Origin of the sequence: Burkholderia sp. Ac-20392 (assembly GCF_017104585.1) — a bacterium.
GTDB classification, from domain to species: Bacteria; Pseudomonadota; Gammaproteobacteria; order Burkholderiales; family Burkholderiaceae; genus Burkholderia; species Burkholderia lata.
The window spans coordinates 1-22835 of record NZ_JAAGPB010000089.1 but is presented as its reverse complement, the minus strand read 5'-3'; the positions used below and the strand labels follow the sequence as shown (position 1 = coordinate 22835).

Genomic DNA, 22835 nt, shown 5'->3' with positions numbered 1-22835 from the left:
GCCCACGCCGGCCACGCGCGCTGCGCGGCGTCTACTGCACGCGCGACGTCCTTGCGCGAACCGGCCGGCGCGCGCCCGATCACTTCCTCGGTGGCCGGGTTGATCGACGCCGCCCACTCGCCGGTCTCGCTTTCCACCAGTTCGCCGTCGATCAGCAAGCGGCCGGTTATCAACTGCTCGTCCATACTCGTCTCCTCGATGATTCGATTGCCGGTCAACGCGCGCCCGTGTGTTGCTCGAGCTGCACGCGCCGCTTCCACAGTGCCCACGGGCGCTCGACCTGCGTTTCGATGTTCGCGCACGCGGTCGCGGCTTCCTGCTCGCTCAGATAAACCACGTCGCCCAGTTGCAGCGCCTCGAGCTGCATGCGCGCATTCACTTCCGCATAGACCGCGCGATAGACGGCCTGCTTGAGCGTCGGCGCGACCACGGTCGAGCCGTGGCCGCGCATCAGCACGAACGCGGCGCTGCCGAGCCGCTGCGCCAGCGCCGCGCCGAGCGCGTTGTCGCGCACCAGCAGGTCCGTCGCGTCGCCGGCGGTATCGCGAATCTCGAACACCGGTGTACCGGCGCCGAGAAATCCGCTCATGTGGCACACCGGCCGCAGCGGTGTGCGTTTCGTGATACTGAACGGCAGCACGGTCGGCGAATGGCTGTGCACGATCGCGTGCACGTCCGGACGCGCCTTGTAGATCTCGCCGTGGATGAAGCGCTCCAGATAGACGGCGCGCCCGCGGGCATCGACCGGCACGCCGTCGAGCGTGAATTCGACGATGTCGTCGATGCCCACGGTACCCGGCGCCATGTTGCGCGCGAGCAGGAAGCGCTGCGGATCCTTGTCATGACGAACGCTGGCATGGCCGAAGGCATCGACGATGCCCTGGTCGAACAGGATGCGGTTCGCGCAGACGAGATCCTCGACGAGCGCGGGGTCCGGCGCATCGGCGGGACGCCCGGCGTCGTCCGCATAGGCGGCTGCGCCGCCGGATTGAAGATGAAGAGTACACATGGGTCGGCCTGTTTTCGGGTTGACTGGCAGTGCGCACGCCCGCTTCGCGTCGCGAGGCGGACCGTCAAGCACCCAGCCAGCTTAGAACCGGGTCGACCATAGGTCTATTAGCTATTGATCGCCATACAAATAGCCACCAGACTATGAATTCGCGATGCGCTCTGCCGCGCCGGCTGACGCGGAATCGACGATGAATTCCACGAGTTCGGCCTGGAACGCCGAAAAGCGTTTGTCGTCGCGGTGCACGAGATAGATCGGCACCTTGATCGCAAGATCAGAGCGATCGAGCACGACCAGTTCGCGCCGCTCGACCTCTGCGCGCACCGCTGACGCGAACATGAAGCTCACGCCGAGGTTCTCGCGCACCACTTGCTTCATCGCTTCCGGATGCCCGAGTTCCATCACGACCTTGCGATGCTCGAGGCCGCGCTCGCGCAGCAGCGCCTCTTCGAGCTCGCGGCGCGGCTGGTTGCGCGGCGTGCTCACGAACGGCACGCGGCGCAGGTCGAGCTCGCGGGCCGGCTGCGCAGCCCACGGGCTCGATGCGCCGCATACGAGCAGCAGTTCGTCCTCCCACACTGGAATGGTCGTCAGCCCTTCGAGATCCTGATTGGCCGCGATCAGGATGACCGCGAAATCGCAACCGCCGACGCGGGTCGCATCGACGGCCGCCTGCGGCGTCAGGATCTGTACGGTCACGAGCCCGTCGGGCTGTCGTCGGTGGAATTCGGCGAGCAGCGGCGGCATCGCGTAAGAGCCGATCGACATCGACGTCGCGACGGCCGCGTTGCCCATTTCGCCCTGCTCGAGACCGGCGAGTTCGCGCTCGACCTCGCGGGTGCGCGTGATGACCTCGGTCGCCCAGCGATAGATGCGCTCGCCGGCTTCCGTGAGCGCGATGTTGCGGCCGGCGCGCTTCACGAGCGCATAGCCGAGCCGCTTCTCCATGCTGCGCACGTGCGCGGTCACGACCGGCTGCGCGATGCACAGCCGGTCGGCCGCGCGCGTGACGCTGCCGAGCTCCACCACGGTGCAGAACACCTCGAGCTTCTGAAAAGTGAGATACGAATCGAATCCGCGCACAGCTCCCTCATTGATAGTCATTCAAGTATTGAATGGCGACGCAATACGTATTGGAAGATATATTTTAGGTTACACACAATCGAATAAACCCACAACCGAGAGGCCTACGTTCAGGCCCAAATGGAGACATCATGGTTCATTCGACGCTTGTTCCGGCCATACGCCTGGCCCCTCCGCGTGACGAGGTGCTGCGATGAAGGCCGCCACATACGACTACGTGATCGTCGGCGCCGGCTCGGCCGGTTGCGCACTCGCCTACCGGCTCGGCGAGGACCCGAACGTTCGCATCCTCGTGATCGAGGCCGGCGAGCAGGATCGCTCGCCGTACATCAAGGTGCCGCTGACGTGGGGCCAGATCCTGAAGAACCGGCTGTTCGACTGGGGCTATTTCACCGAGCCGGAAGCCGGCATGGACGGCCGCCGGATCGAATGCGCGCGCGGCAAGGTAGTGGGCGGCTCGTCGTCGATCAACGGCATGGCCTACGCACGCGGCGCGCGGGAAGACTACGAAGGCTGGGCCGACGAATTCGGCCTGACCGACTGGTCCTACGACGCGGTGCTGCCGTACTTCAAGCGCTCCGAATCGTGGGAGCGCGGCGAATCGGCGCTGCGCGGCGGCCGCGGCCCGCTCACCGTGATCCGGCTCGACTATCGCGACCCGTTGGTGGGTGGCTTCCTCGACGCGACACGTGCCTGCGGCTATCCCGAGAACGACGACTACAACGGCGCATCCGTCGAAGGCTTCGGGCCGATGCAGGCCACGATCCGCAACGGCCTGCGCTGCAGCGCCGCGGTCGCCTACCTGCGCCCGGCGCTCGCGCGCGGCAACGTCACGCTGGTGACGGGCGCCCTCGCGAAGCGCATCGTGCTCGATACCGACAGAGGCACGCCGCGCGCCATCGCGATCGAGTATCGCCGAGGCGAATCCGACTACCGCGCCGATGCGCGCCGCGAAGTCATCCTCTGCGGCGGCGTGATCAATTCGCCGCAACTGCTGATGCTCTCCGGCATCGGCGCGGCCGACAGCCTGCGCACGCACGGCATCGCGTCGACAGTCGAATTGCCCGGCGTGGGCACGAACCTTCACGATCACATCGTGTTCGACCTGCGCTGGAGCCGCAAGGAACCCGGCCCGCTGCACCGGATGATGCGTGCCGATCGCATCGCGTTCGACGTCGTGCGCACGTTTGTCGGCGGCAACGGCTTCTCGAGCACGATCCCCGCCGCCGCGCTTGGCCTGGTCAGGAGCCAGCCTCACCTGCCGCTGCCGGACGTTCAGCTGATCCTCGCGGCCGGCGCGATGAACGCCGCGCCGTATTTCGAGCCGTTCAAGCATGCGTATGCCGATTCGTTCGCGATCAAGGGCATTTTCCTCACGCCCGAAAGTCGCGGACGCGTGTCGCTGAAGTCGGCCGATCCGGCCGAGCATGCGCGGATCGAACAAAACTTCCTCGCCACCGAGCACGATCGCATCGCTGCGCGGGAGATGTTCCGGCGCATGCGGGAAATCGGCGCGCAGGCCGGACTGCGCCCGTTCATCGACGCAGAGATCGCACCGGGCCCGCAAGTCCAGAGCGATGCAGACGTCGACGCGTTCATTCGTCGCATCGCGATCACCCTTCATCACCCGGTCGGCACGTGCCGCATGGGCCGCGACGACGATCCGGCGGCCGTGGTGGATACGCAGATGCGCGTGCGCGGCGTGGCCGGCTTGCGGGTGGTCGACGGCTCCGCGATCCCGCGCATCATCCGTGGGCCGACCAACGCGCTGATCATGATGATGGCCGAACGCGCGGCGGATTTCATGACCGGGAAAGCCGTGCCGGTGCCGCAGGCGCAGGCACGCGCCACGGCACGGATATAGACAGTCGCGCGCGGGGCAGCGCACCACGCCCCGCTTCGATTCATTCCAATTCATTCAGGAGACACCGATGACCCATTCCTGCGGGCATGCGCATTGCCATGCGCACATCACGAATGCCGAGCCGCATGCCTTCTCGCTCGCACTCGGCAACGTCGAAATCATCCGGCTGTACGACACGACATTGCTCGGCGAAACCGCGCAGAGCTGGCTGCCTGACTTCGACCGCGCACGCGTGGCGGAACACGAGCACTGGCTCGCGCCGACACACTACGATCCCGAAAGCGGCCGCATCCCGATGCCCGTGCACAGCTGGATCGTGCGTACCGGCCGGCATACGGTGCTGATCGACAGTTGTATCGGCAACCACAAGGAGCGGCCGGGGCTGCCGGAAATGCACCGGCTGTCGACGCGCTATCTCGACCGGATGCGCGCGCTCGGCATCCAGCCCGAGGAAATCGACTACGTGATGTGCAGCCACCTTCACGCCGATCACGTCGGCTGGAACACGCAGCTCGTCAATGGCGTGTGGGTGCCGACTTTCCCGAACGCGCGCTACGTGATCTCGCAGGTCGAGCACGATCACTTGGTCCGCGCGATCCGGGGCGAAGGCCCCGCCGGCCCCGCGTGGTTCAGCCCGATGTACAACGACAGCGTGCTGCCGGTGATCGAGGCCGGCCAGGCCACGATGTTCGACGATACCTACGAGCTCGACGACACGTTCCTGATCCGCCACGCACCGGGCCATTCTCCGGGTCACGTGCGCATCGAACTGACGTCGCAGGGCTCGCGCGGCGTGTTCAGCGGCGACATGCTGCACTCGCCGATCCAGATCCCGTTCTGGCAATGGAGCAGCAAGGTCTGCGACGATCGCGCGCTCGCCGCGAAGAGCCGCTTCGAGCTGCTCGCGCATTGCGTCGAGCACGGCGCACTGCTGCTGCCCGGTCATTTCGAGGCACCGCACGCAGGGCATATCGTCGATACAGCCGGCACGTTCGGCATCGAGTTCCTGCGCTGACGCACGCATGGCCGCGGCTGCCGCGGCCGCGTCTCGCCAACCGACGATTTCGTCCCGCGGATGCGCCTTCCGCGAGAAACGCGCTACGTCGCGTGTGGCTTCGTAGTCGAGCATCGGGCAGTCGCGCGAAACGCGTGGTTGCCGATCGCGGTCGTGATGCTGGGCACCGCCGCGCCCCGACGCACCATCGCATCCGCGTTCGCCTGCGGTAACTGCGTGCCGCTGAGTTGTGGGGTGCCACGCGTGATCATGCGGAACACCGCCCCTTCAGTTCAGCGTGGATTCCATTGCCGTCTAGATACACACACAAGAATAAAGGTGGATCTAAACTGACCCTAGCCCACAAAAGGGTCCCATCTGAAAGTGGAAAATTCCGGCATGGCGTTGTCATCGAGACCAGGAGGTCATGCCGTGAAGAAGAGCAAGTTCACCGAGGAACAAATCGCCTACGCGTTGAAGCAGGCCGAGCTGGGCACGCCGGCCGCGCACCGTTCCGGCAAGATGGCTATATGATTATCAGTTCTGTCACATATTGTCAGGTGCTAAGTCGTGGTCAGAATGCCGTCCAATCCGCGTTCGACGCGTTGGTGCCGAGCGGCGTCGGGGTGCTTCCGCTGCGCCAAACCGTGGTCGCACGGCGCGGAGCCTTGCCGCGATTCCCAACTAACACGTGCCTCGGGGCGGAACCGGCCGCATGGGATGGTGACTTTGCCTCGCACGTCCCATCGAGCCGGAAGAACGCGATTGCCTCGGTGAGCAGCCGCCCGTGGTCTTCGAGCGACTTCGATGCGGCGGCCGCCTCCTCGACCAGCGCCGCGTTCTGCTGGGTGACCTCATCCATCTGCTCGACTGCTTGGTTGACCTGCTCGATGCCGCGACTCTGCTCGCCCGAGGCTGCAGCGATCTCTCCCATAATGTCGGTCACCCGCGTGACCGCCCGCGTCACCTCGGTCATCGTACGGCCCGCTTCCACGGCCAGTTCCGAACCGTCTTCGATCCTCTGCACGGAGGCCGTGATCAGATCCTTGATTTCCTTGGCCGCCCCGGACGAGCGCTGTGCCAAGGAACGCACCTCGCCGGCGACCACCGCGAAGCCGCGACCCTGTTCGCCTGCGCGAGCCGCTTCCACTGCTGCATTTAGCGCAAGGATGTTCGTCTGGAAGGCGATGCCTTCGATGATGCCGGTGATGTCGGCAATCTTCGACGAGCTCTCTCTGATACCGATCATCGTCGCGACCACTTGCCCCACCACGTCATTCCCCCGGTGCGCGACCTCGGATGCACACGCCGCCATCGCGCTGGCCTGCCGTGCGTTCTCTGCGTTCTGCTTCACGTTGGAGGTCAGTTCCTCCATGCTCGCGGCAGTTTCCTCAAGAGACGCGGCCTGCTCTTCTGTTCGCGACGACAGATCTTCGTTACCTGTTGCAATCTGGCTCGACGCGGTGGCGACCGTATCCGCACTGGCGCGCACTTCTTCGACCACCCGTTTGAGGTTTTCGCTCATGTCGCGCAAAGCATGCAGTAACTTACCTGTTTCGTCCCGGGATTGCGGGTCGATGTGAGAGGTCAGATCGCCGGCCGCAACCGTCTGCGTAATGCGTACCGCCTCGTTCAGCGGACGGGTGATCGAACGCACGATAGCGTAGGCAAAGGTGATACCGATAAGCAACGCGACAGTGCCGAGCATTAACATCGACACGCGCGCCTCCGCGATGTTTTCGCGAGACTGAGCTCCAGCTTCAGTTACCCGGGAATCCTGTTGTTCAACCAGTGCAGCGACAGACTGCTGGAGGTCACTCAGGATTCCTAATGTATTGCCATTCATCAGCACAACCGCCTTGTCGTGCTGCCCTGATGCCAGTAGCTCCGATACATTGCCGAACGATTCGACATACGCCGCGCGAGTAGTCTTGACTCTCGCGAGTAGCGCTCTGCCGTCCGCGTTGTCGACTTGCTGGTTAAGCCTATCGAGAAGGGCGGTGATGGCAGATTTGTTGATGTCGATGCTCTGGCGGATGACAGAGAGCCTGACCGGATCGGTCGTGATGAAGAGCTGCATCGTCAACGCCGCATTGGCGCGAGTCAACGTGTTGATGTTCTGTGCCGCCTTCGCTTGCGCCCACCCGCTGTTGATAATCCTGTCATTTATCCGTTCGATCCCCTCCAGACGCAACTGCACGACGGCAATCAACGTGACTAGGAGCGCAAGCACAACCAGAAACCCGGTGCCAAGGCGCATTCCAATATTCCAGTTTTTCCAGTTCATCCCCTTGCCATCCTGTCTTGATGTTACCGTAATCGGCCAAGATCGTTCGCGTATCCCCAGCCCCACCTGTCGAATTCATGTAACGTATCCCTTCATGGAAGAAGATTCGTTGCCCAGATCGTCAGATACCTGTTTCCATCGTCGAACATCCCGCGCGAGTTGCGCGATCTTGCAGACGCGCCCGTGTTAGTCGGGATTTTGCGACAGCACTGCTGTGCATATCCGCAATGCAACGACCGCGGATCCAGCATGAACCACTCTGTTATCGGCACCCGATCGCATCTGCTACAGGAAGCCTACCCGTCAACAACGAGAAACCACACCGATAGTTAGCCTGGATAAATTGTCTGGAAGTCGGGTGTTTTTCCTGAGTCCTCCGGGCGAGCGCCGATTTCTGCGCGCCGTCGGACGTGAACAGAAACTCGTACTTGAGGAGATCCGTCGTTACGTCTCGCGTCCTGTCTTGTATGTCGGCCCAAAGGGAAGAGAGTTGACCCGTAACCTTTTACGCAAACGTTTTACTTAGGGAATGCGTTTACCCACGCTAATTCCTGCATCCTGGTCAGGAACAGGTGGCGGCGAAAATTCGGACAGGGCGCAAAGTGGAACGGCTGGGGTGATCTCAGCTGCGCCACCTTGCGCGTGTGCGTCCAGGGCGGCACAAAATCCATTTACCGCCCGCCGCGCTTGTCGTCGTATTCGTCAATCTTGAGCACCCATCGCAGGCACGGGCGATCGCCGGCGTGGCCAGCGCCCCAGTCGTCGACAAACCGAAGTCCTCGCCACTGCTGCCGGTCGTAGCCGGGCCTGAGCTCGCGCACGCTGACTTCGCGAGATTCTCCAGTCTTCGTGCTCGTCTCGACGAGCATACGATCGCCGACGCGCTGCCCGCGGAGCCGATATACGGCCTCGGCGATCTCCATCAAGCGTTGCACGTCGGTTGGTGCTTGCAGGCGATAGCGCGGCGCACCCAACAAGCGCCGCTCGAATCGGTCGACCGGCGTGCTGCACCGTTGCGTAGTTCCGCTTCATACGGCAGGCCCCTAGACGTATCGAGCGGGAACACCTCGCGCTCGACGAAAACCTGCTCCTGCCAGATCCTGAGTTGGGCAAGGTTAAGGATAGGCGCTAGGCGAAGACGTTTTTCATTGCTCTTTTGTAAGCGGGATTGCGGTCTAGCGCGTTCATCAACTCCGCAATCGCGACTGCACGCGCGTAGCCGCGCCGCTCATTGAATGCTTCGGTGACGAGTGCTTGATCATCCAGCCTCTCGTTACTGCCCCGGCACGGCCATGATGTTGCCCAGCTTGGCGGATGCCACGTTCCCTGTCGACGTGATGTACGGCGCGGCGAACCGCCACTTTCCATCCTGCGCCACGCCCATGGCGGCATCCTGGGCCGTAGCGATTTGCGTACCCTCGCCATCCAGAATCGAAAACTGGACGACCACAGATTCCAATTTGCGGCCGGAGGTGTTCGTGAGAACCCCAGTCACACGCCCGCTTCCAGCCTGCTCTTTTACGAGAGTGACATCCGATACGGGAAGATCGTGAATTACCTGTGCCTGAGCAATTGAAGAAAAGCATGCGAGCGCGAGACTCGCGTAAGCCATCATGGACTTCATAGGTAGCACCTTTACATTTTTGTTTGCGAAGACCGCAAGAATGTAAACGGTGCTGAAAGAAAAAACTTTATGCGGACTCAGGTTCCGCGCTTATCGTCGATATCGAACCCCGTCGTCCACCAGCAATCACTTCTGGCGGCTGCCCCCCGGCTTTCGTTGTCCATGGCCTCCGCGAATTGAGTACCGATCGTGACGCCTTGAGATGCACGTCCCGAAACGAAGGGTAGCATAGCCCTTTATATGAACGCCTCCCGTTTGCGAAGGGTTTTCGTGTGCTCTGACTACGACAGGATGGGTTGCAGCTTTATATCCGGGCTTGTTGCAGCCTGATACGCTGCGGCCCACCATGAAATCCGCTGACCCACACCTCATTTACTTAGCGAGCTAGAAGCTCGAAGGGCTATTCAGGTTTGGCGGGTCCCGGTCCGACCTGTCTTGTCATTACTTACGATTGCCAGCGCAACCTTTCGACGTATCACCCTGTAAAAGTTGAGCTTTCTGCTACGCAACGCCGTTCGGTCAAACCGGTTTCACGCTCACGTAGCCCTTTTCGTAAGGCCTGTCATGCGCCAGAATCGCCCAGATCGTGCGGGCTATCCTGTTCGCCTGTGCCACGATCGCCACATTCAACGGTCGCCGCTTCCTGATCCCTTCAGCCCACGGCCCCGGTTCCTTCGTGAGGCACAGCACAGCCCGGGCACCATGAATCAGCAGCTTGCGCAGATACGTGTCGCCGCGCTTGCTGATTCCCAGCAACTGGACTTTGCCACCCGAGCCCGTTTGCTTGGGCACCAGTCCGATCCAGGCTGCGAATTCGCGCCCGGACCGAAACGTCTTCGCATCGCCCATCGTCGCTACGGCCGCTGTCGCCGTCAGGAGACCTACGCCCGGTATCGCCGCGATCGCCTTGCATGCCTTGTCCTCTCTCATCCACATCTGTAAGCGCCGTTCGATGCCGGCAATCTGCTTATCCAGCTCCGCCAGCCCGTTCCACTGCTCGCGCAGCGTGTCGATCAGGATCGCCGGCAGACGATCGACCAGTCGCTCCAGTACGCTCGGTATCGCTTTGTCCAGCGCGGCCCGGCCTTTGCCCATCACTTCGCCGTACTCCGTCAGCAGGCCGCGCAGGCCGTTGATCTGCATCGTGCGGAACTTCACCAGTTGCTCGCGCATCCGGTGCAGACCCAGCACCGCCTGTTGCGTTTCCGTCTTCACCGCGACCGACCTTTCTGCGTGCTGCACTGCAAGCCAGATCGCTTTCGCATCGACCGCGTCGTTCTTGTTGCCCATCACGAACGCCTTCACGAATTTCCCCGGCATCAGCTTCACCTCATGGCCCATCGCCGTGAGCTTGCGGGCCCAGTACTGCGAGCCCCCACAGGCTTCCATCCCGATCAGGCAGGGAGCCCGATTCGCGAAATGCTCGAGGAATACAGCACGCTTCACCGGCTTGTTCACGATCTCGCCCGTCTCTGCGTCGATGTAATGGAGTTGCATCACGTTCTTTGCGATGTCCGCACCCACTGTCATCTGCTTCATGTCGGAGCCTCCGGTTTGCCAGGAAAACCTCTATGGTCTTCCATCTGGGCACTCTGATGCCGTCGGTCCGTGAGGCTCCGCCTTCCTGCCGGCTCCCACCGATCACGGGTGGGAGGCGTTCATATCATTTACTATGTTCCCCTTCAGTTCTCGCGATTGAGCGCCACAACGTCGACGAGATGTCACGCGGTCCTGTAAGTCTGTCGTCGCTTCAAACGAGGCCCATGTTGAGCCGCCAGTGCTGTCGGCGCCACGTTCACCCGTGCTCCGCCCTTCGTCTTCTGTCACCCGCGGAGAGAGCGCCAACGTCAGATCATTCAATCTGCTCGCATTGAGTGGTTTTCCAACTCGAAAGTATTATGAAAGGATGTTGTCTTTCTTTGCCACATCAGCTTAGTGCGGACATTAACTTAGAAGTACCAATCACTTTTCTCGACAAAAAACTTTTTCATGTCCCTGCCGACTCTTAAGTCTCCCTAACGCAGGGGGACATAAAACATATTGATATCAACTGGTTACGCCACTTTATCACATTGTGAAATGCGAGGTGCAGGCTTTTTTGCACATTTCCACACCATTCCTCTAAGTGCGACCTTTTTTGTATGTCGACACCTATCAACCCCATAGGCAACAGTGCTTTCCAGCATATCGTCAGTTAACGATATAAGATTCGCCCATCGACGATACCTTGTTGCCCGACCGATACCCCCGACCTATCCATGCCGACCGAACTCGACATCGACGCAATCCTGAAAGCGCTCTCGAACCCCGTGCGCCGGGAAATCCTCAACTGGCTGAAAACGCCGGGCGAGCATTTCCCGAACCAGACGCTGCCGTATGAACACGGCGTCTGCGCGGGCCAGATCGACGCGCGCTGCGGGCTGTCGCAATCGACCGTCTCCGCGCACCTCGCAACGCTGCAACGCGCGGGGCTCGTGACGTCGACACGGATCGGCCAGTGGGCGTTCTTTCAGCGCAACGAGGCCGTCATCGACGCATTTCACGACGCCCTGCGCCGCGAACTCTAGTCAACACGGCCGAACCGGCCATGCGGAGCGCTGTCGCCCATGACGCGACGGTTTCCCGCCTTTCGTGAAGAGGTTATTTGCCATGCCCACCCTGTTCGATCCCGTCACCCTCGGCGACCTGACCCTGCCGAACCGCATCGTGATGGCGCCGCTCACCCGCTCCCGTGCCGGTGCGACGCGCGTGCCGAACGCCCTGATGGCCCGCTACTACGCCGAGCGCGCAACGGCCGGCCTGATCATTACCGAGGCCACGTCGGTCACGCCGCAGGGCGTCGGCTACGCGGACACCCCCGGCATCTGGTCCGATGAGCAGGTCGAGGGCTGGAAACGGGTGACGCAGGCCGTGCATGCGGCCGGTGGGCGCATCGTGCTGCAACTCTGGCACGTCGGCCGGATCTCCGACCCGGTGTTCCTGAACGGCGACCTGCCGGTCGCGCCGAGCGCGATCGCCGCGGGCGGCCACGTGAGCCTCGTGCGTCCGCAGCGTCCGTACGTGACGCCGCGCGCACTCGAACTCGACGAAATCCCGGGCATCGTCGCCGCATACCGCAAGGGTGCGGAGAACGCGAAGGCCGCCGGCTTCGACGGCGTCGAGATCCACGGCGCGAACGGCTACCTGCTCGACCAGTTCCTGCAGGACAGCACCAATCGCCGCACCGATGCGTATGGCGGCCCGATCGAGAACCGCGCACGCCTGCTGCTCGAAGTGGTCGACGCTGCGATCGGCGTGTGGGGCGCCGGCCGCGTCGGCGTGCACCTTGCACCGCGCGGCGATGCGCACACGATGGGCGATTCCGATCCGGCGGCAACGTTCGGCTACGTCGCGCGCGAACTCGGTCGTCGCAAGATCGCGTTCATCTTCACGCGTGAGTCGTATTCGGGCGATCACTTGAGCCCGCGCCTGAAGGAAGCGTTCGGCGGCCCGCTGATCGCGAACGAGCAATTCACGCTCGACACCGCACAGGCCACGCTTGCAAGCGGCAACGCCGACGCGATCGCCTGGGGCAAGCTGTTCATCGCGAACCCCGACCTGCCGCGCCGCCTCGAACTCGGTGCACCGCTCAACAAGCCGGTGCCGGAAACGTTCTACGCGGAAGGCGAAACGGGTTATACCGACTACCCGGCGCTGAGCGACGCGGCCTGACGGCCCGGCAGCGCGTGTTCAGCGGCGCACGTCCGCCCGCATGAACACGCGCTGCGTTTCGTCGAGCCCGAGCGCGACGTGGTGCGCACGGATCGCACGCAGCGTGTCGTCGAGCGTGGCGTCGTCGACGATGCTGAAACCCAGGCGCGCGTAGTACGGTGCGTTCCACGGCGCCGCGCGAAACGTCGACAACACGACCTCCGTGAGGCCTTCCCGCGCCGCCCGCGCCGTCACCTGTTCGATCAGGCGCGCGCCAATCCGCTGTCCGGCATGCGACGGCGCGACATCCAGTTCTTCCAGATAAAGCCGCTGCGCATCGAGCAGCCGGTAGAACGCAAATCCGACGCACGTGCCCTGCGGATCGACCGCGACATACGCGCGGCCGTCGTCGATACGGACGAGCACGGCGGCCGCATCGGTCGGCTCGGCGTCTGCGATGTGGGTCATGCCGATTTCGCGGAACCGCTGCGCGGCGGCGACTTCGACGGCGGCCATCGCGGCCGCGTCTTCCCGCGTGGCGGGACGGATCAGGATCGATACAGTCATGACGGCAATTCAGGCAGGCAGTCTGGAACGGCCGTCACTATAATCGAAACCTCATACGTTTCGAACGCCCCCACCCACGAGGTTCGTCATGACGTTGTCCGCGCTCGCCGTCTTCGCTGTCACCCTGCTCGTCACCGCCGGCACCCCCGGGCCGAGCGTCGCCGCGCTGGTCGCGCGCGTGCTGACGAACGGCGTGCGCGACGTGCTGCCGTTCCTCGCCGCCATGTGGCTCGGCGAAGCGCTGTGGCTCACGCTCGCGGTCGCGGGGCTGTCCGCGTTCGCGCGCACGTTCGCGGCCGGCCTGATCGTGCTGAAGCTGCTCGGCGTCGCGTACCTGCTGTTCCTCGCGTGGAAGATGTGGACCGCGCCGACCGAGGCCGGCGCCGACGACCTGCCGCGCGGCCAGTCGCCGTGGCGCATGTTCGTCGCGGGCATGCTCGTCACGCTCGGCAACCCGAAGATCATGGTGTTCTATCTCGCGCTGCTGCCGACCATCGTCGATCTCACGCACGTCGGTATGACCGCGTGGGCCGAACTCGTCGGCACGATGCTCGCGGTGCTGATCCTCGCCGATTGCTTCTGGTCGCTGCTTGCGTCACGCGCACGGGCGTTCCTGACGTCGGCGCGCGCCAAGCGGATTGCCAACCGCACGAGCGCAACCGCGATGGCCGGTGCGGCGGTGATGATCGCGACGCGGTAAGCGCGCCTGTCCGGCGCACGTCGCGCCGCGCCCCTTCGATTGCCCCGGGAATCGACATGAAAACCTGGCTTTCGGCTGTCCTGCTCTGCCTGTCCGCCGCGGCCGCGCATGCGGCCGGCATCAAGTTCGCCACCATCCCGGCCGACGCAGCCGGCCCCGAGTTGCGCGCGGCCATCTGGACGCCGTGCGCCACCCCCGCGCAATCGCTCACGATCGGCCCGTTCCTGCTGAAAGGGCAACGCAACTGCCCGACCGTCGGCGACAAGCTGCCGCTCGTCGTGATTTCGCACGGCCACGCCGGCACGTACTTCGGGCATCACGACCTCGCCGAAACGCTCGCCGACGCGGGCTACGTCGTCGCGGCGATCAACCATCCCGGCGACACGCATACCGACATGAGCCGCGCGGCCGACCTGCGGGAGCTGGTCGAGCGGCCGGAGGACATCAAGCGCCTGGTCGACTACATGCTGGCCAACGGGCCCGACGCCACGCACATCGATCCCGCACGGATCGGCTTCTTCGGCTTTTCGCGCGGCGGCTATACGGGCCTCGTGCTGGCCGGCGCCAATCCGGATTTCGTGCACGCGCACGTGGCCTGCCCCGACCCGACCTGGCTGATCTGCAAGCAGATCCGCGACCATGACCTGCCGCGCCAACCGTTGACGCACGATCCGCGGATCAAGGCCTACGTGATCGCCGACCCGATGAACGAATTCCCGACCGCCGCTTCGCTGAAGGACGTGCACGCGCCGATCCAGCTGTGGGGTTCCGAAGCGGGCGGCGACGGCGTGGCGCCGGAAACGGTCTCCGCGCTGGCCGACACGCTGCCGCAACGGCCGGAATTCCACGTCGTGCCGAATTCCGCGCATTTCGCGTTTCTCGCGCCGTGCCCCGAACCACTGGCGCACGTCTCGCCTGAAGTCTGTACCGATGCGAAGGGATTCGATCGCGCGGCATTCCACGCAGCGCTCGACGCAAAAGCGCTCGCGTTCTTCAGCGCGAATCTCCGCTAACAGCGAAACGTCTTGCGCCAGACGCCTGGCACCGGCACATGGTCGTTGCACGCGATCAGCGCGCGCACCAGCGCCCAGTCGTCGTCATCGCAGAAGTCGAGCAGCATCGCGCCATACGGGCCGCGCTGCGCGCGCAGACGCTCGGCCAGCCGCGCATGAATGCCCTGTACCCTGCCGTCGCCGTGCGCGACCACCGACGGATTCGCGCCCATCCCGGTCCCGCTGCAGAAGTTGATCGCCCAGCGGCCGCTATCCGGCAACGGCAGGTCCGTCAGCAGCGCGTCGATCGCACGCCACTTCCAGCCGATCGACGCGGCCACCGGCACGCGATATTCGTCCTGGATCACGAATGTGCCATCGGGGTGATCGATCGTGAACGTCGCGTTGTCGGGCCACGCGGTCAGGTCGATGCCGAGCGGCCGGCTGCTGCGAAAGCGGCGCAGCAGCACGATTGCACCGCGCACGTCGCCGAGCGCGGGCAGCGTGCCGCCGGCATGCCAGCGCAGCCGCGGATGCCGCGCGCGATGCGCGTCGAAGGTCGCATCGAAACTGCGTGTACACGCGTGCGCCGGCCATTCATCCTTCACCGACATCACGATGCATTCGCGCGGATGCGCTTCGAGAAAGTGCGCACAGGTTGCCAGCACGTCGTCGAACGTCATGCCGAGCGCGATGCCGCCGTGATGGATGTCGAACGCATCGCGCACGTGCCGGCAGCGGATGTCGAGCAGCCGCACGCCATGCGCGAGCTGGGCATCGAGCGGCACACGCTGGGTGCGCACGAGTAAATCGTCGACGGTATACGCACAGGTGTCATGGCTGCCCGGTAGGGTCAGCGTATGCAGCAGCCGCGCATCGTCGAGCGCCGACATCCAGTCGGCGAGCGGCATGCACGTATCGTGGCTCGAAGGGATCATGAATCGATGAATGACAAGGAAAGGAAGCCGTGGGTCACGGCATCGGATGTCGCGGCGCGCGCCGGCGTGTCGCGCTCCGCGGTGTCGCGCGCCTTCTCGCCGACGGCGAGCATCGCCCCGCAGACGCGTGAGCGCGTGATGGTCGCCGCGCGTGCGCTCGGCTATCAGGTCAACCTGATCGCACGCGACATGATCACGCAGCGCAGCAGCATGATCGGCGTCGTGACGGCCGGGTTCGAGAATCCGTTTCGCGCGCGCTTGCTGTCGGACCTGATGGCCGCACTCGGGCAGCGCGCGCTCACGCCGCTCGTGACCAATGCGGAAGACCCGCGCCAGGTTCGGCAATCGCTCGAACAGTTGCTCAGCTACCGGATCGCGGGCCTCGTGATGACGTCCGCGTCGCCGCCGCTGTCGGTCGCGCAGCAGTATCTCAAACACCGGATCCCGGTCGTGATGATCAACCGCGAGGCGAACCTGCCGGGTGCGGACATCGTCGTCAGCGACAACGCTGCGGGCGCCGTCCATGCGGCGCAGCGGCTCGTGCGGGCCGGCGCGCGCCGGCTCGCGTTCGTCGGGCCGCGCGGCGCGAGCTACAGCGCGCAGTCGCGTGCTACCGCGTTCGAGCAGGCGATCGGGCGCGGCGACGCATTCGATGCGACGCTCGCGCACGTGCTCGACACGCCGTCCGACACCCATGCAAGCGGCGTCGAAGCCGCGCGGCAACTGTTCGCGAACGGCATGCGGCCCGACGGCGTGTTCTGCTCGTCCGACCTGCTCGCGCTCGGCGTGATCGACGTCGCGCGCAGCGAATTCGGGTTGCGCGTGCCGGACGACGTGCGCGTGATCGGCTTCGACGACATCCCGGCCGCCGAATACGACGCCTATCGGCTCGCGACGCTCCGACAGGACACGCGCGGCCTCGCGCAAGCGGCAGTCGAGCTGCTCGCCGACCGGATGCAGACGTTCGACGGCCCGTCGCGCACCCGCATCGTGCCGGTCACGCAGGTCGTGCGGGCCAGCTGCGCGTAACAAGGGGAGATCGGGCGCGGCGACGCCGCGCGTCACTTCAACCCGCCCGCGAACCCGCGCAACAGGTAGCGCTGCACATAGCCGGCCACGGCCAGCGTGGGCAGCGACGCCATCAGCCCGGCGCTCATCAGGTCGCCCCAGTCGATGCCGTTCTCCGTCACGTAGCCGGCAATCGCGAGCGGCAGCGTGAAGCGGCTCGGCGTCGACACGAACAGCAGCGCGATCAGGAATTCGTTCCACGCGGCGATGAACACGAAGATCGCGGTCGCGATCAGCCCCGGCGCGCACAACGGCAACACGATCTGCACGAGCCGCCGCGCGAGTCCTGCGCCGTCGATGCAGGCCGCTTCCTCGTATTCGATCGGCACGTCGCGCACGAACGCGAGCAGCATCCAGATCGCCATCGGCAGCGCGTAGATCTGGTAGGCGAGCATCAGGCCGAGCGTCGAGTCGAGCAGGTGCAGCCGCTTCGCGAGCGCGAACAGCGGTACCGCGATCGTGATCGGCGGCATCAGCTTCAACGCGAGCACGAGCACCAGGAACAGCAGGTCGAGCCGCGCCGGGAACCGCAGCCGCACGAGCGCGTACGCGGCCGGAAACGCGAGCGCCAGCGCGAGCAACGTCGTGCCAAAACCAACCAGCAGCGAATTGAACAGCGGCGCACCGATGCCGTTGGACCATACCGACGCGAAATGCTCGAAGGTCGGCGCGGCCGGCCAAATCCGCAACGGATGATCGAGGCGTTCGAGCGTCGGCATGAACGCCGCGCCGGCCATCCACAGGCACGGCAGCAGCAACAGCGCGAGCGCGGCGACGCGCAGCGCCCACGGCATCGCGCGACCGAAAGCGGCGCCCGTTCGTGCGCCCGTGATGCCTGCGGATTGCGCCGTCATGCGCGCCGCTTGCGAACCGTCTGCCATACGTACCCCGAGACCAGCAGCGCGGACGCCGCGAGCATCAGCACCGACGCGGCGCTCGCCGGCCCGACGTTGAAGAAGCGGAAGCCCGTGTCGTAGATATAGGTCGACAGCGTCTGCGTCGCGTTGCCGGGGCCGCCGCCCGTCAGCGCATAGACCTTGTCGAACAGCTTGAACGTGTCGATCGAGCGCAGCAGCATCGCAAGGCCGATCTGCGGCGCCGCGAGCGGCAGCGTGATGTCGCGCAGGCACTGCCACTCGCTCGCGCCGTCGGTGCGCGCGGCTTCGTACAGCTCCTGCGGGATCGACTGCAGCCCGGCGAGCACGATCAGGAACGCCATCGGCGTCCACTGCCACACGTCGACGAGCGCGAGCGACCACAGCGCGAGATGCGGATCGGACAGCCAGCGCACGCCTTCGATGCCGAACGCCGCGAGCAGCGCGTTCAGGAAACCGTCGAAGTTGAGCCAGTTGCGCCAGATCGCCGAGCACACGAGCGTGGACAGCATCATCGGCAGGATCGCGAGCGGCAGCGCGATGCGCCGGCCCGGAAACGCCCGCACGAACAGCAGCGCGAGGCCGAAGCCCAGCGCGACTTCGGCGAGCGATGCGACGATCGTGAAGCGCAGCGTGTTACCGAAGCCGGCCGTGAACGCGTCGTCGCCGAGCACCGCGCGATAGTTCGCGAGCCCGGCAAACGCGCGCCGGCCGGCCGAGTAGTCGACCTGGCAGAACGAGTCGATCAGCACCTGCGCGACCGGATACAGCGCGAGCGCGGCGAGCACCAGCAGCGCGGGCCCGAGCAGCGCGACGAACGGCAGGCTGCGGCCGAAGGCTTTCATGCGCGGTATCCCGGCGATGGGTCGAGGCGAGCCGTCACTTGCCGGCCGCGGCCGTCGCCTGCGCGATCTTCTGCTGCGCCTGGCGCAGCGCGGCGTCGGGTGCGGCCTGCCCGGTCAGCGCGAGCTGCAGCTGGTCGCCGAGAATGCTCTCGACCTGCTGCCAGTCCTTCACGCGCGGCCGCGCACGGCCGGCTTCAAGTGCCTTCAACTGATCCGGATACCAGCGATACTGGCGCACCAGCGCCGGATCGTTGAACACGCTGCGGCGGGTCGGCGGAATGCCGATGCCGGCGAGGCGCGTCTGCGTGTCGCGTGCGGTCAGGTACGCGAGGAAATCCTGCGCGAGCTTCGCGTGCGGCGCGTCCTTCGGAATGCCCATCTGCCAGATGCCGAGCATCGGCGCCGGGCCCGCGGTCTGCCCGGGCGGCGGCTGCAGCGCGATCTGGCCGACCACGCGCGACTGCTTCGGATCGTCGAGCGCCGGCACCCACGCCGGCCACACCTCGATCGACTGCGCGGCCGTGCCGCGCTGCAGCGCATCGCGCACTTCCGCCGCGCCGTACACGTCGACGTCCTTCGGCGCCGACGCCTTCAGCGCGAGGAAGGTCTTCAGCGCGGCCTGCGCCTCGCGCGAATCGATCGTCACGTTGCCGGCATGGTCGAACACGTCGCCGCCGTAGGCCCACAGGATCGGCAGGAAGCCCGTCACGACGGGGTTGCCCTTCGTGCCGCGGAACACGACGCCCGACACGCTCTTGTCCGCGCCGCCGACGGTCTGCGCGATCTTCAGCACGTCGTCCCAGTTGCGCGGCGGCTGCAGCTTGTACTTCGCGAGCAGGTCCTTGCGGTACGCGAACATCTCGACGTTGCCGACGATCGGCAGCGCGTACAGCGCACCGGCCGCGTTGCGGCCGAGCGCGACGGTGGACGGCACGAGATCGGCGTCCGCGAGCGACGCCGGCAGCGGCTTCAGCCAGCCGTTGCCGATGAATTCGGGCGCCCACGTGTCGTCCATCATCACGAGGTCGTATGCGCCGGTGCCTTCGCGCATCGACAGCTTGAGCTTCTGGTACAGGTTTGCGTTCGGCAGCTTGAGCAACTCGATCTCGGTGCCGGGGTGCAACTTGTTGAAACCGGCGACGGCGTCGGCCAGCCCCTTGCCGTAAATGTCGTCGCGGCCTGCGATGACGAGATCCGCGGCAACGGCGTGCGTGGCGGCGAAGGACAGCGCAAGGGCGGCGGACAGCGCGCGCAGGCGGCTCAGCAGGGTCATGTGGTCTCTCTCGATCGGCGTTTATAGCGGGACAACCATTCGTTGCACACGTGTGCAACGCGGGCGACACGTCGGGTCGCCTGAAGCGTCGCCATTGTTCACGTCGACCGTGAAGGTATTGTGGCAAGCGGCAAGCCGGGCAATCCGGGACACGCGTAAGGTGCGCCGGACAGAACGATCCGGCTCCTGATGAAAATGGCGGGAAAGCCGCTCCCGACCTTCCACGCCATGGCTCGCGATATTGGGTTTCCATCAATCTCGCCCGTTCAGTTAAGCATAAGGGCGATTTTTTTCAAGCATCGCTTTCCATCAATTGACTGCCGCCAGCGCCGCGGACGGTCAGAAGTTCACGCGGATCCCGGCCATCACCGCCAGTTGCCGGCTCGAGTTGCTGTTCGCGAGCACCGGGATCTGCGCGTAGTTCACCGCGTTGCCGTCCGCATCGGTGCCGAGCCCCTTCCCGCTCGCGATCTGGCCGATCGCGACCGCATACAGCGCCGTGCGCTTCGACAGGCTGTAGTTCGTGCCGACGTTCACCTGGTGGAACCGCGTCATGCCGCGCCCGTCGGTATGCGCGGCGTTGAAGATGTAGGCCACACCGCCCTGCAGCGCGGGCGTGAACATGTACGTGGCGTTCAGCTCGCCGATGTCGAACGTGAACGCCTGCGTGCGCGGCTGCGCGGTGGTCGAGAAATAGCGGCTGTCGCCGAGGCGCGTATGCGTATAGGTGAGCGCGATCGTCGCATCGCCGAACGTGACCGACCCGCCCGCGCCGAACGCGCGCATCGAGCCGGCGTCCTGCAGCAGGCAGTACATCGCGCCCGGGTTGCTGCACGCGAAATCGCCGATATAGCCGCTCGCGCCGCCGAGCGCCGCGTCGAGCGGCTGGTGCAGGTCGAGGTAGCCGACCGAGAACGCGACCGGCGCGCGCGCGTACGTCGCGGCCACCGCATAGCCGCGCTTCGCGGAGAAATCGCCGGCCTGCCCGCCGAAGCTGAACGTGCCGCCGAACGTGAGGCCGTTGAAATCGGCGCTGGTGAACTTCACCGCGTTGTTGAAGTTAAATGCGGCGTTCAGGTTGTCGACGTCACCGAGGTGCGAGCCGTACGGCGTCGCCCAGTTGTTGCTCGACACGTACGCGCCGAGCATGTCGGTGTACGAGTCGTACTGGCGGCCGAGGCCGAGCGTGCCGATCCCGTCCTGGCGCAGCCCGACCCACGCCTGCCGGCTGAAGGCCGTGCCGCCCTGCAGCGCCTGCCCGTTCGCCGACAGGAACTGCTGCTCGAGCGTGAACACCGCATTGAGCCCGCCGCCGAGCGGCTCGGCGCCCTGGAAGCCGAAGCGCGACGGCACGAGGTTGCCGCCGCCCATCTGCCACGCATGGCCGCCGCCCGTGCTGCCGTCGGCGCGCGTGAACTGCTGGTTCGTCGAATAGATGATGCCGGTGTCCACGGTGCCGTACAGCGTCACGCTGCCCGAGGTCTGCGCGTGTGCGTGCATGCAACCCAGCGTCGCCGCAGCCGCGGCCAGTCGTCGTCCGATCTTCATGTCCCGCCCCTCTGTTGTCATCGATTCGCAGTGCAGATCGATGGGGTTATCGATATGGGTGACAGGACTCTATCCAGCGAAAATTCAGGACCTCTATCGCAAATCGGCAAACAGTGGCGCGCGTTGCCCGTGACGGCGCCCGACGGCAGCGTCGCGGTGCGCGTGCGTCATTCGGGGCGCGTCGTCTGGGACGGCAGCTCGCCGAACAGGTCGCGATACTCGCGCGCGAAATAGCCGAGGTGCGTGAACCCCCAGCTCGCGGCGGCCTCGCCGACGCCGAGCTGCTGCACGGACGTCGTGCGCAGCATGCGGCGCACCGCGTTCAGCCGGATCGTGCGCAAATAGCCGACCGGCGTGACGTCGGCCACGCGTTGAAAACTCGTTTGCAGCGTGCGGCGGCTGCAGCGCAGCGCGCGGCACAGTTCGAGCACGGTGACGGGCTCCTCGGGCCGGTCGCGCAGATGCTTCTCGCAACGGCTCACGATGTCGCTGTAGGTGGCGTGCGTGATGTCGCGGCGCTCGACGCCGATGCCCTGCTCGAGCGCGTCGAGGAACATGCCGAGCATCGCGTCGCGGAACATCTTGCGGGTAGCCGCGTATTCGAGGTGGCCCGGATTGCGCTGCGCGTCGTCGATCAGCGCCGACAGCCGCACGCCGAGCGCGACGCCCTGCTCGTCGGACAGTCGCGTCACGTGGCGCAGCTTGCGTGCGCCGGATGCGCCGAATTCGGCTTCGCACAGCTCGTCGACCATGTCGGACGCCGCGCTGATCCCGACGAGCCCCATCCCTTCCGGCGTGTGGAATTCGAAATCCTCGCCGGCGCGCAGCGCGAGCAGCGCATAGCCGTCGATGGGCTGGCCCTGGAACGTGCCCGCAAGCGGCACGGACAGCGGCACCGCGAGCGACGTGCGGCCGGCCGGTGCGAGCCCGGTTTGCGCGACACGCCGGTTGGTCGTTTCGCGAAAGAAGTGGAAATCGTCGTACAGCACCTGCGTGACGGTGCCCTTGAAGCGGCCCGGCGTCATCTGGCGGTAGACCTGATGCCAGCCCGCGATCGCGAGCCCGTGATCGTGCACGTCTTCGTGTGAGCGTGACTGGAACAGCATCGGCATCTCCGGTAAAACCCCTAAACGCGGCCGCCGGGCTTCCCCGGCGCGCAACGCCACAGCTTACCCGTGCAAAATCCTGCGTAGTGCGGTTTCGAACGCAAGACAGGCCGCCGACAGCGCGGCGGCCTGCTCGCCCGTCAGGCGGACGTAGCGGCGAAACGACGGCATCCGGTTCACGACCTCGCTGCCGCCGAACGGCACGATCGCGAGCGTCCAGCGGCCGTCGTGCGCGTCGATCGTGCAGTCGGTCAGGTGCAGCGGCCGCAGCGCGTCGGCCAGCGACGGCTCGGCCACCAGCGCGGCCAGCGTGTCGACGAATCCGGGGTCGCATCCCGGCACGGCCACCGCGTCGATGCCCGTACAGCGCAA

Annotated in this window: 22 protein-coding genes; 7 read left to right on the top strand and 15 right to left on the bottom strand. The window is 65.3% G+C overall.

Going from position 1 to position 22835, the window contains the following annotated elements; translation table 11 throughout:
• The 3 genes from G3N99_RS13365 to G3N99_RS13355 all read right to left on the bottom strand — a co-directional run.
• On the bottom strand, positions 1 to 185 hold a 185-nt coding region (locus G3N99_RS13365; RefSeq protein WP_206122608.1), incomplete at its 3' end, for an aldehyde dehydrogenase family protein.
• Positions 186 to 214: 29 nt separating this feature from the next.
• A complete protein-coding gene (locus tag G3N99_RS13360) occupies positions 215 to 1009 on the bottom strand; it encodes a class II aldolase/adducin family protein (protein ID WP_174985371.1) in 795 nt (264 codons plus the stop codon).
• Between the two features lie 141 nt (positions 1010 to 1150).
• The gene (locus tag G3N99_RS13355) at positions 1151 to 2092 is read right to left on the bottom strand and encodes a LysR family transcriptional regulator (protein ID WP_307873400.1); all 942 of its coding nucleotides are present in this window, start codon (positions 2090 to 2092) and stop codon (positions 1151 to 1153) included.
• A gap of 193 nt (positions 2093 to 2285) precedes the next feature.
• Here G3N99_RS13355 and G3N99_RS13350 point away from each other — a divergent pair, with 193 nt between their 5' ends.
• Both G3N99_RS13350 and G3N99_RS13345 read left to right on the top strand, forming a co-directional pair.
• Complete coding sequence (locus tag G3N99_RS13350) at positions 2286 to 3956, top strand: GMC family oxidoreductase N-terminal domain-containing protein (protein WP_206122607.1); 1671 nt, start codon at positions 2286 to 2288, stop codon at positions 3954 to 3956.
• Between the two features lie 67 nt (positions 3957 to 4023).
• A complete protein-coding gene (locus G3N99_RS13345; RefSeq protein ID WP_174985365.1) occupies positions 4024 to 4971 on the top strand; it encodes an MBL fold metallo-hydrolase in 948 nt (315 codons plus the stop codon).
• Between the two features lie 553 nt (positions 4972 to 5524).
• On the opposite strand, the gene G3N99_RS13340 is transcribed toward G3N99_RS13345, so the two are convergent.
• The 4 genes from G3N99_RS13340 to G3N99_RS13325 all read right to left on the bottom strand — a co-directional run bounded on the left by G3N99_RS13340 (position 5525) and on the right by G3N99_RS13325 (position 10400).
• Positions 5525 to 7237, bottom strand: coding sequence for a methyl-accepting chemotaxis protein (locus G3N99_RS13340; protein WP_206122606.1), 1713 nt, complete (start codon positions 7235 to 7237; stop codon positions 5525 to 5527).
• Between the two features lie 671 nt (positions 7238 to 7908).
• Positions 7909 to 8214, bottom strand: a complete 306-nt coding sequence (locus G3N99_RS13335; protein WP_206122605.1) for a hypothetical protein — start codon at positions 8212 to 8214, stop codon at positions 7909 to 7911.
• A gap of 296 nt (positions 8215 to 8510) precedes the next feature.
• On the bottom strand, positions 8511 to 8861 hold the full coding sequence (locus G3N99_RS13330; protein WP_206122604.1) for an FxLYD domain-containing protein: 351 nt from the start codon (positions 8859 to 8861) through the stop codon (positions 8511 to 8513).
• Positions 8862 to 9380: 519 nt separating this feature from the next.
• Positions 9381 to 10400 carry an IS110 family transposase gene (locus tag G3N99_RS13325; RefSeq protein ID WP_206122603.1) on the bottom strand — a complete coding sequence of 340 codons (1020 nt, stop codon included), beginning with the start codon at positions 10398 to 10400 and terminating at the stop codon, positions 9381 to 9383.
• Positions 10401 to 11119: 719 nt separating this feature from the next.
• Between G3N99_RS13325 and G3N99_RS13320 the strand changes: the two genes are divergently transcribed.
• Complete coding sequence (locus tag G3N99_RS13320) at positions 11120 to 11428, top strand: helix-turn-helix transcriptional regulator (RefSeq protein ID WP_011354559.1); 309 nt, start codon at positions 11120 to 11122, stop codon at positions 11426 to 11428.
• An 82-nt stretch (positions 11429 to 11510) separates the two neighbouring features.
• Positions 11511 to 12572 (top strand): alkene reductase, encoded by a 1062-nt coding sequence (locus tag G3N99_RS13315; protein ID WP_174937174.1) that lies wholly within the window; start codon positions 11511 to 11513, stop codon positions 12570 to 12572.
• An 18-nt stretch (positions 12573 to 12590) separates the two neighbouring features.
• Here the strand turns inward: G3N99_RS13315 and G3N99_RS13310 are convergent, their stop codons facing one another.
• Positions 12591 to 13118: a GNAT family N-acetyltransferase gene (locus G3N99_RS13310; protein ID WP_206122602.1), complete on the bottom strand. Its 528-nt coding sequence runs from the start codon at positions 13116 to 13118 to the stop codon at positions 12591 to 12593.
• Positions 13119 to 13206: 88 nt separating this feature from the next.
• On the opposite strand from G3N99_RS13310, the gene G3N99_RS13305 reads away from it, so the two are divergent.
• Complete coding sequence (locus G3N99_RS13305; protein ID WP_206122601.1) at positions 13207 to 13818, top strand: LysE family translocator; 612 nt, start codon at positions 13207 to 13209, stop codon at positions 13816 to 13818.
• A gap of 56 nt (positions 13819 to 13874) precedes the next feature.
• Entirely contained in the window at positions 13875 to 14831 is a 957-nt protein-coding gene (locus G3N99_RS13300) for an alpha/beta hydrolase (protein ID WP_206122600.1), read from the top strand.
• Here the strand turns inward: G3N99_RS13300 and G3N99_RS13295 are convergent.
• Positions 14828 to 15748, bottom strand: coding sequence for a phosphatidylinositol-specific phospholipase C (locus tag G3N99_RS13295; RefSeq protein ID WP_206122599.1), 921 nt, complete (start codon positions 15746 to 15748; stop codon positions 14828 to 14830). The genes G3N99_RS13300 and G3N99_RS13295 overlap by 4 nt on opposite strands.
• A 6-nt stretch (positions 15749 to 15754) precedes the next feature.
• Here G3N99_RS13295 and G3N99_RS13290 point away from each other — a divergent pair, with 6 nt between their 5' ends.
• A complete protein-coding gene (locus tag G3N99_RS13290; RefSeq protein WP_206122598.1) occupies positions 15755 to 16777 on the top strand; it encodes a LacI family DNA-binding transcriptional regulator in 1023 nt (340 codons plus the stop codon).
• 32 nt (positions 16778 to 16809) lie between these two features.
• Here the strand turns inward: G3N99_RS13290 and G3N99_RS13285 are convergent, their stop codons facing one another.
• The 6 genes from G3N99_RS13285 to G3N99_RS13260 form a co-directional block, all read right to left on the bottom strand.
• Entirely contained in the window at positions 16810 to 17670 is an 861-nt protein-coding gene (locus G3N99_RS13285) for a carbohydrate ABC transporter permease (RefSeq protein WP_206122597.1), read from the bottom strand.
• Positions 17667 to 18536, bottom strand: coding sequence for a sugar ABC transporter permease (locus tag G3N99_RS13280; RefSeq protein WP_174945852.1), 870 nt, complete (start codon positions 18534 to 18536; stop codon positions 17667 to 17669). The genes G3N99_RS13285 and G3N99_RS13280 overlap by 4 nt, the downstream gene beginning before the upstream one ends.
• A 34-nt stretch (positions 18537 to 18570) precedes the next feature.
• On the bottom strand, positions 18571 to 19809 hold the full coding sequence (locus tag G3N99_RS13275) for an ABC transporter substrate-binding protein (RefSeq protein WP_041493231.1): 1239 nt from the start codon (positions 19807 to 19809) through the stop codon (positions 18571 to 18573).
• Positions 19810 to 20148: 339 nt separating this feature from the next.
• On the bottom strand, positions 20149 to 21357 hold the full coding sequence (locus G3N99_RS13270; RefSeq protein ID WP_206122596.1) for a porin: 1209 nt from the start codon (positions 21355 to 21357) through the stop codon (positions 20149 to 20151).
• 167 nt (positions 21358 to 21524) lie between these two features.
• Positions 21525 to 22463 carry a helix-turn-helix domain-containing protein gene (locus tag G3N99_RS13265; protein ID WP_043181328.1) on the bottom strand — a complete coding sequence of 313 codons (939 nt, stop codon included), beginning with the start codon at positions 22461 to 22463 and terminating at the stop codon, positions 21525 to 21527.
• 63 nt (positions 22464 to 22526) lie between these two features.
• On the bottom strand, positions 22527 to 22835 hold a 309-nt coding region (locus G3N99_RS13260), incomplete at its 5' end, for a DUF3156 family protein (protein WP_206122595.1).

Bases quoted from the DNA above. Each gene is read 5' to 3' on its own strand.
- G3N99_RS13360 (WP_174985371.1), bottom strand. From the start codon at position 1,009: ATGTGTACTCTTCATCTTCAATCCGGCGGCGCAGCCGCCTATGCGGAC.
- G3N99_RS13350 (WP_206122607.1), top strand. From the start codon at position 2,286: ATGAAGGCCGCCACATACGACTACGTGATCGTCGGCGCCGGCTCGGCC.
- G3N99_RS13345 (WP_174985365.1), top strand. From the start codon at position 4,024: ATGACCCATTCCTGCGGGCATGCGCATTGCCATGCGCACATCACGAAT.
- G3N99_RS13340 (WP_206122606.1), bottom strand. From the start codon at position 7,237: ATGAACTGGAAAAACTGGAATATTGGAATGCGCCTTGGCACCGGGTTT.
- G3N99_RS13330 (WP_206122604.1), bottom strand. From the start codon at position 8,861: ATGAAGTCCATGATGGCTTACGCGAGTCTCGCGCTCGCATGCTTTTCT.
- G3N99_RS13325 (WP_206122603.1), bottom strand. From the start codon at position 10,400: ATGAAGCAGATGACAGTGGGTGCGGACATCGCAAAGAACGTGATGCAA.
- G3N99_RS13320 (WP_011354559.1), top strand. From the start codon at position 11,120: ATGCCGACCGAACTCGACATCGACGCAATCCTGAAAGCGCTCTCGAAC.
- G3N99_RS13315 (WP_174937174.1), top strand. From the start codon at position 11,511: ATGCCCACCCTGTTCGATCCCGTCACCCTCGGCGACCTGACCCTGCCG.
- G3N99_RS13310 (WP_206122602.1), bottom strand. From the start codon at position 13,118: ATGACTGTATCGATCCTGATCCGTCCCGCCACGCGGGAAGACGCGGCC.
- G3N99_RS13305 (WP_206122601.1), top strand. From the start codon at position 13,207: ATGACGTTGTCCGCGCTCGCCGTCTTCGCTGTCACCCTGCTCGTCACC.
- G3N99_RS13300 (WP_206122600.1), top strand. From the start codon at position 13,875: ATGAAAACCTGGCTTTCGGCTGTCCTGCTCTGCCTGTCCGCCGCGGCC.
- G3N99_RS13295 (WP_206122599.1), bottom strand. From the start codon at position 15,748: ATGATCCCTTCGAGCCACGATACGTGCATGCCGCTCGCCGACTGGATG.
- G3N99_RS13290 (WP_206122598.1), top strand. From the start codon at position 15,755: ATGAATGACAAGGAAAGGAAGCCGTGGGTCACGGCATCGGATGTCGCG.
- G3N99_RS13285 (WP_206122597.1), bottom strand. From the start codon at position 17,670: ATGACGGCGCAATCCGCAGGCATCACGGGCGCACGAACGGGCGCCGCT.
- G3N99_RS13280 (WP_174945852.1), bottom strand. From the start codon at position 18,536: ATGAAAGCCTTCGGCCGCAGCCTGCCGTTCGTCGCGCTGCTCGGGCCC.
- G3N99_RS13275 (WP_041493231.1), bottom strand. From the start codon at position 19,809: ATGACCCTGCTGAGCCGCCTGCGCGCGCTGTCCGCCGCCCTTGCGCTG.
- G3N99_RS13270 (WP_206122596.1), bottom strand. From the start codon at position 21,357: ATGAAGATCGGACGACGACTGGCCGCGGCTGCGGCGACGCTGGGTTGC.
- G3N99_RS13265 (WP_043181328.1), bottom strand. From the start codon at position 22,463: ATGCTGTTCCAGTCACGCTCACACGAAGACGTGCACGATCACGGGCTC.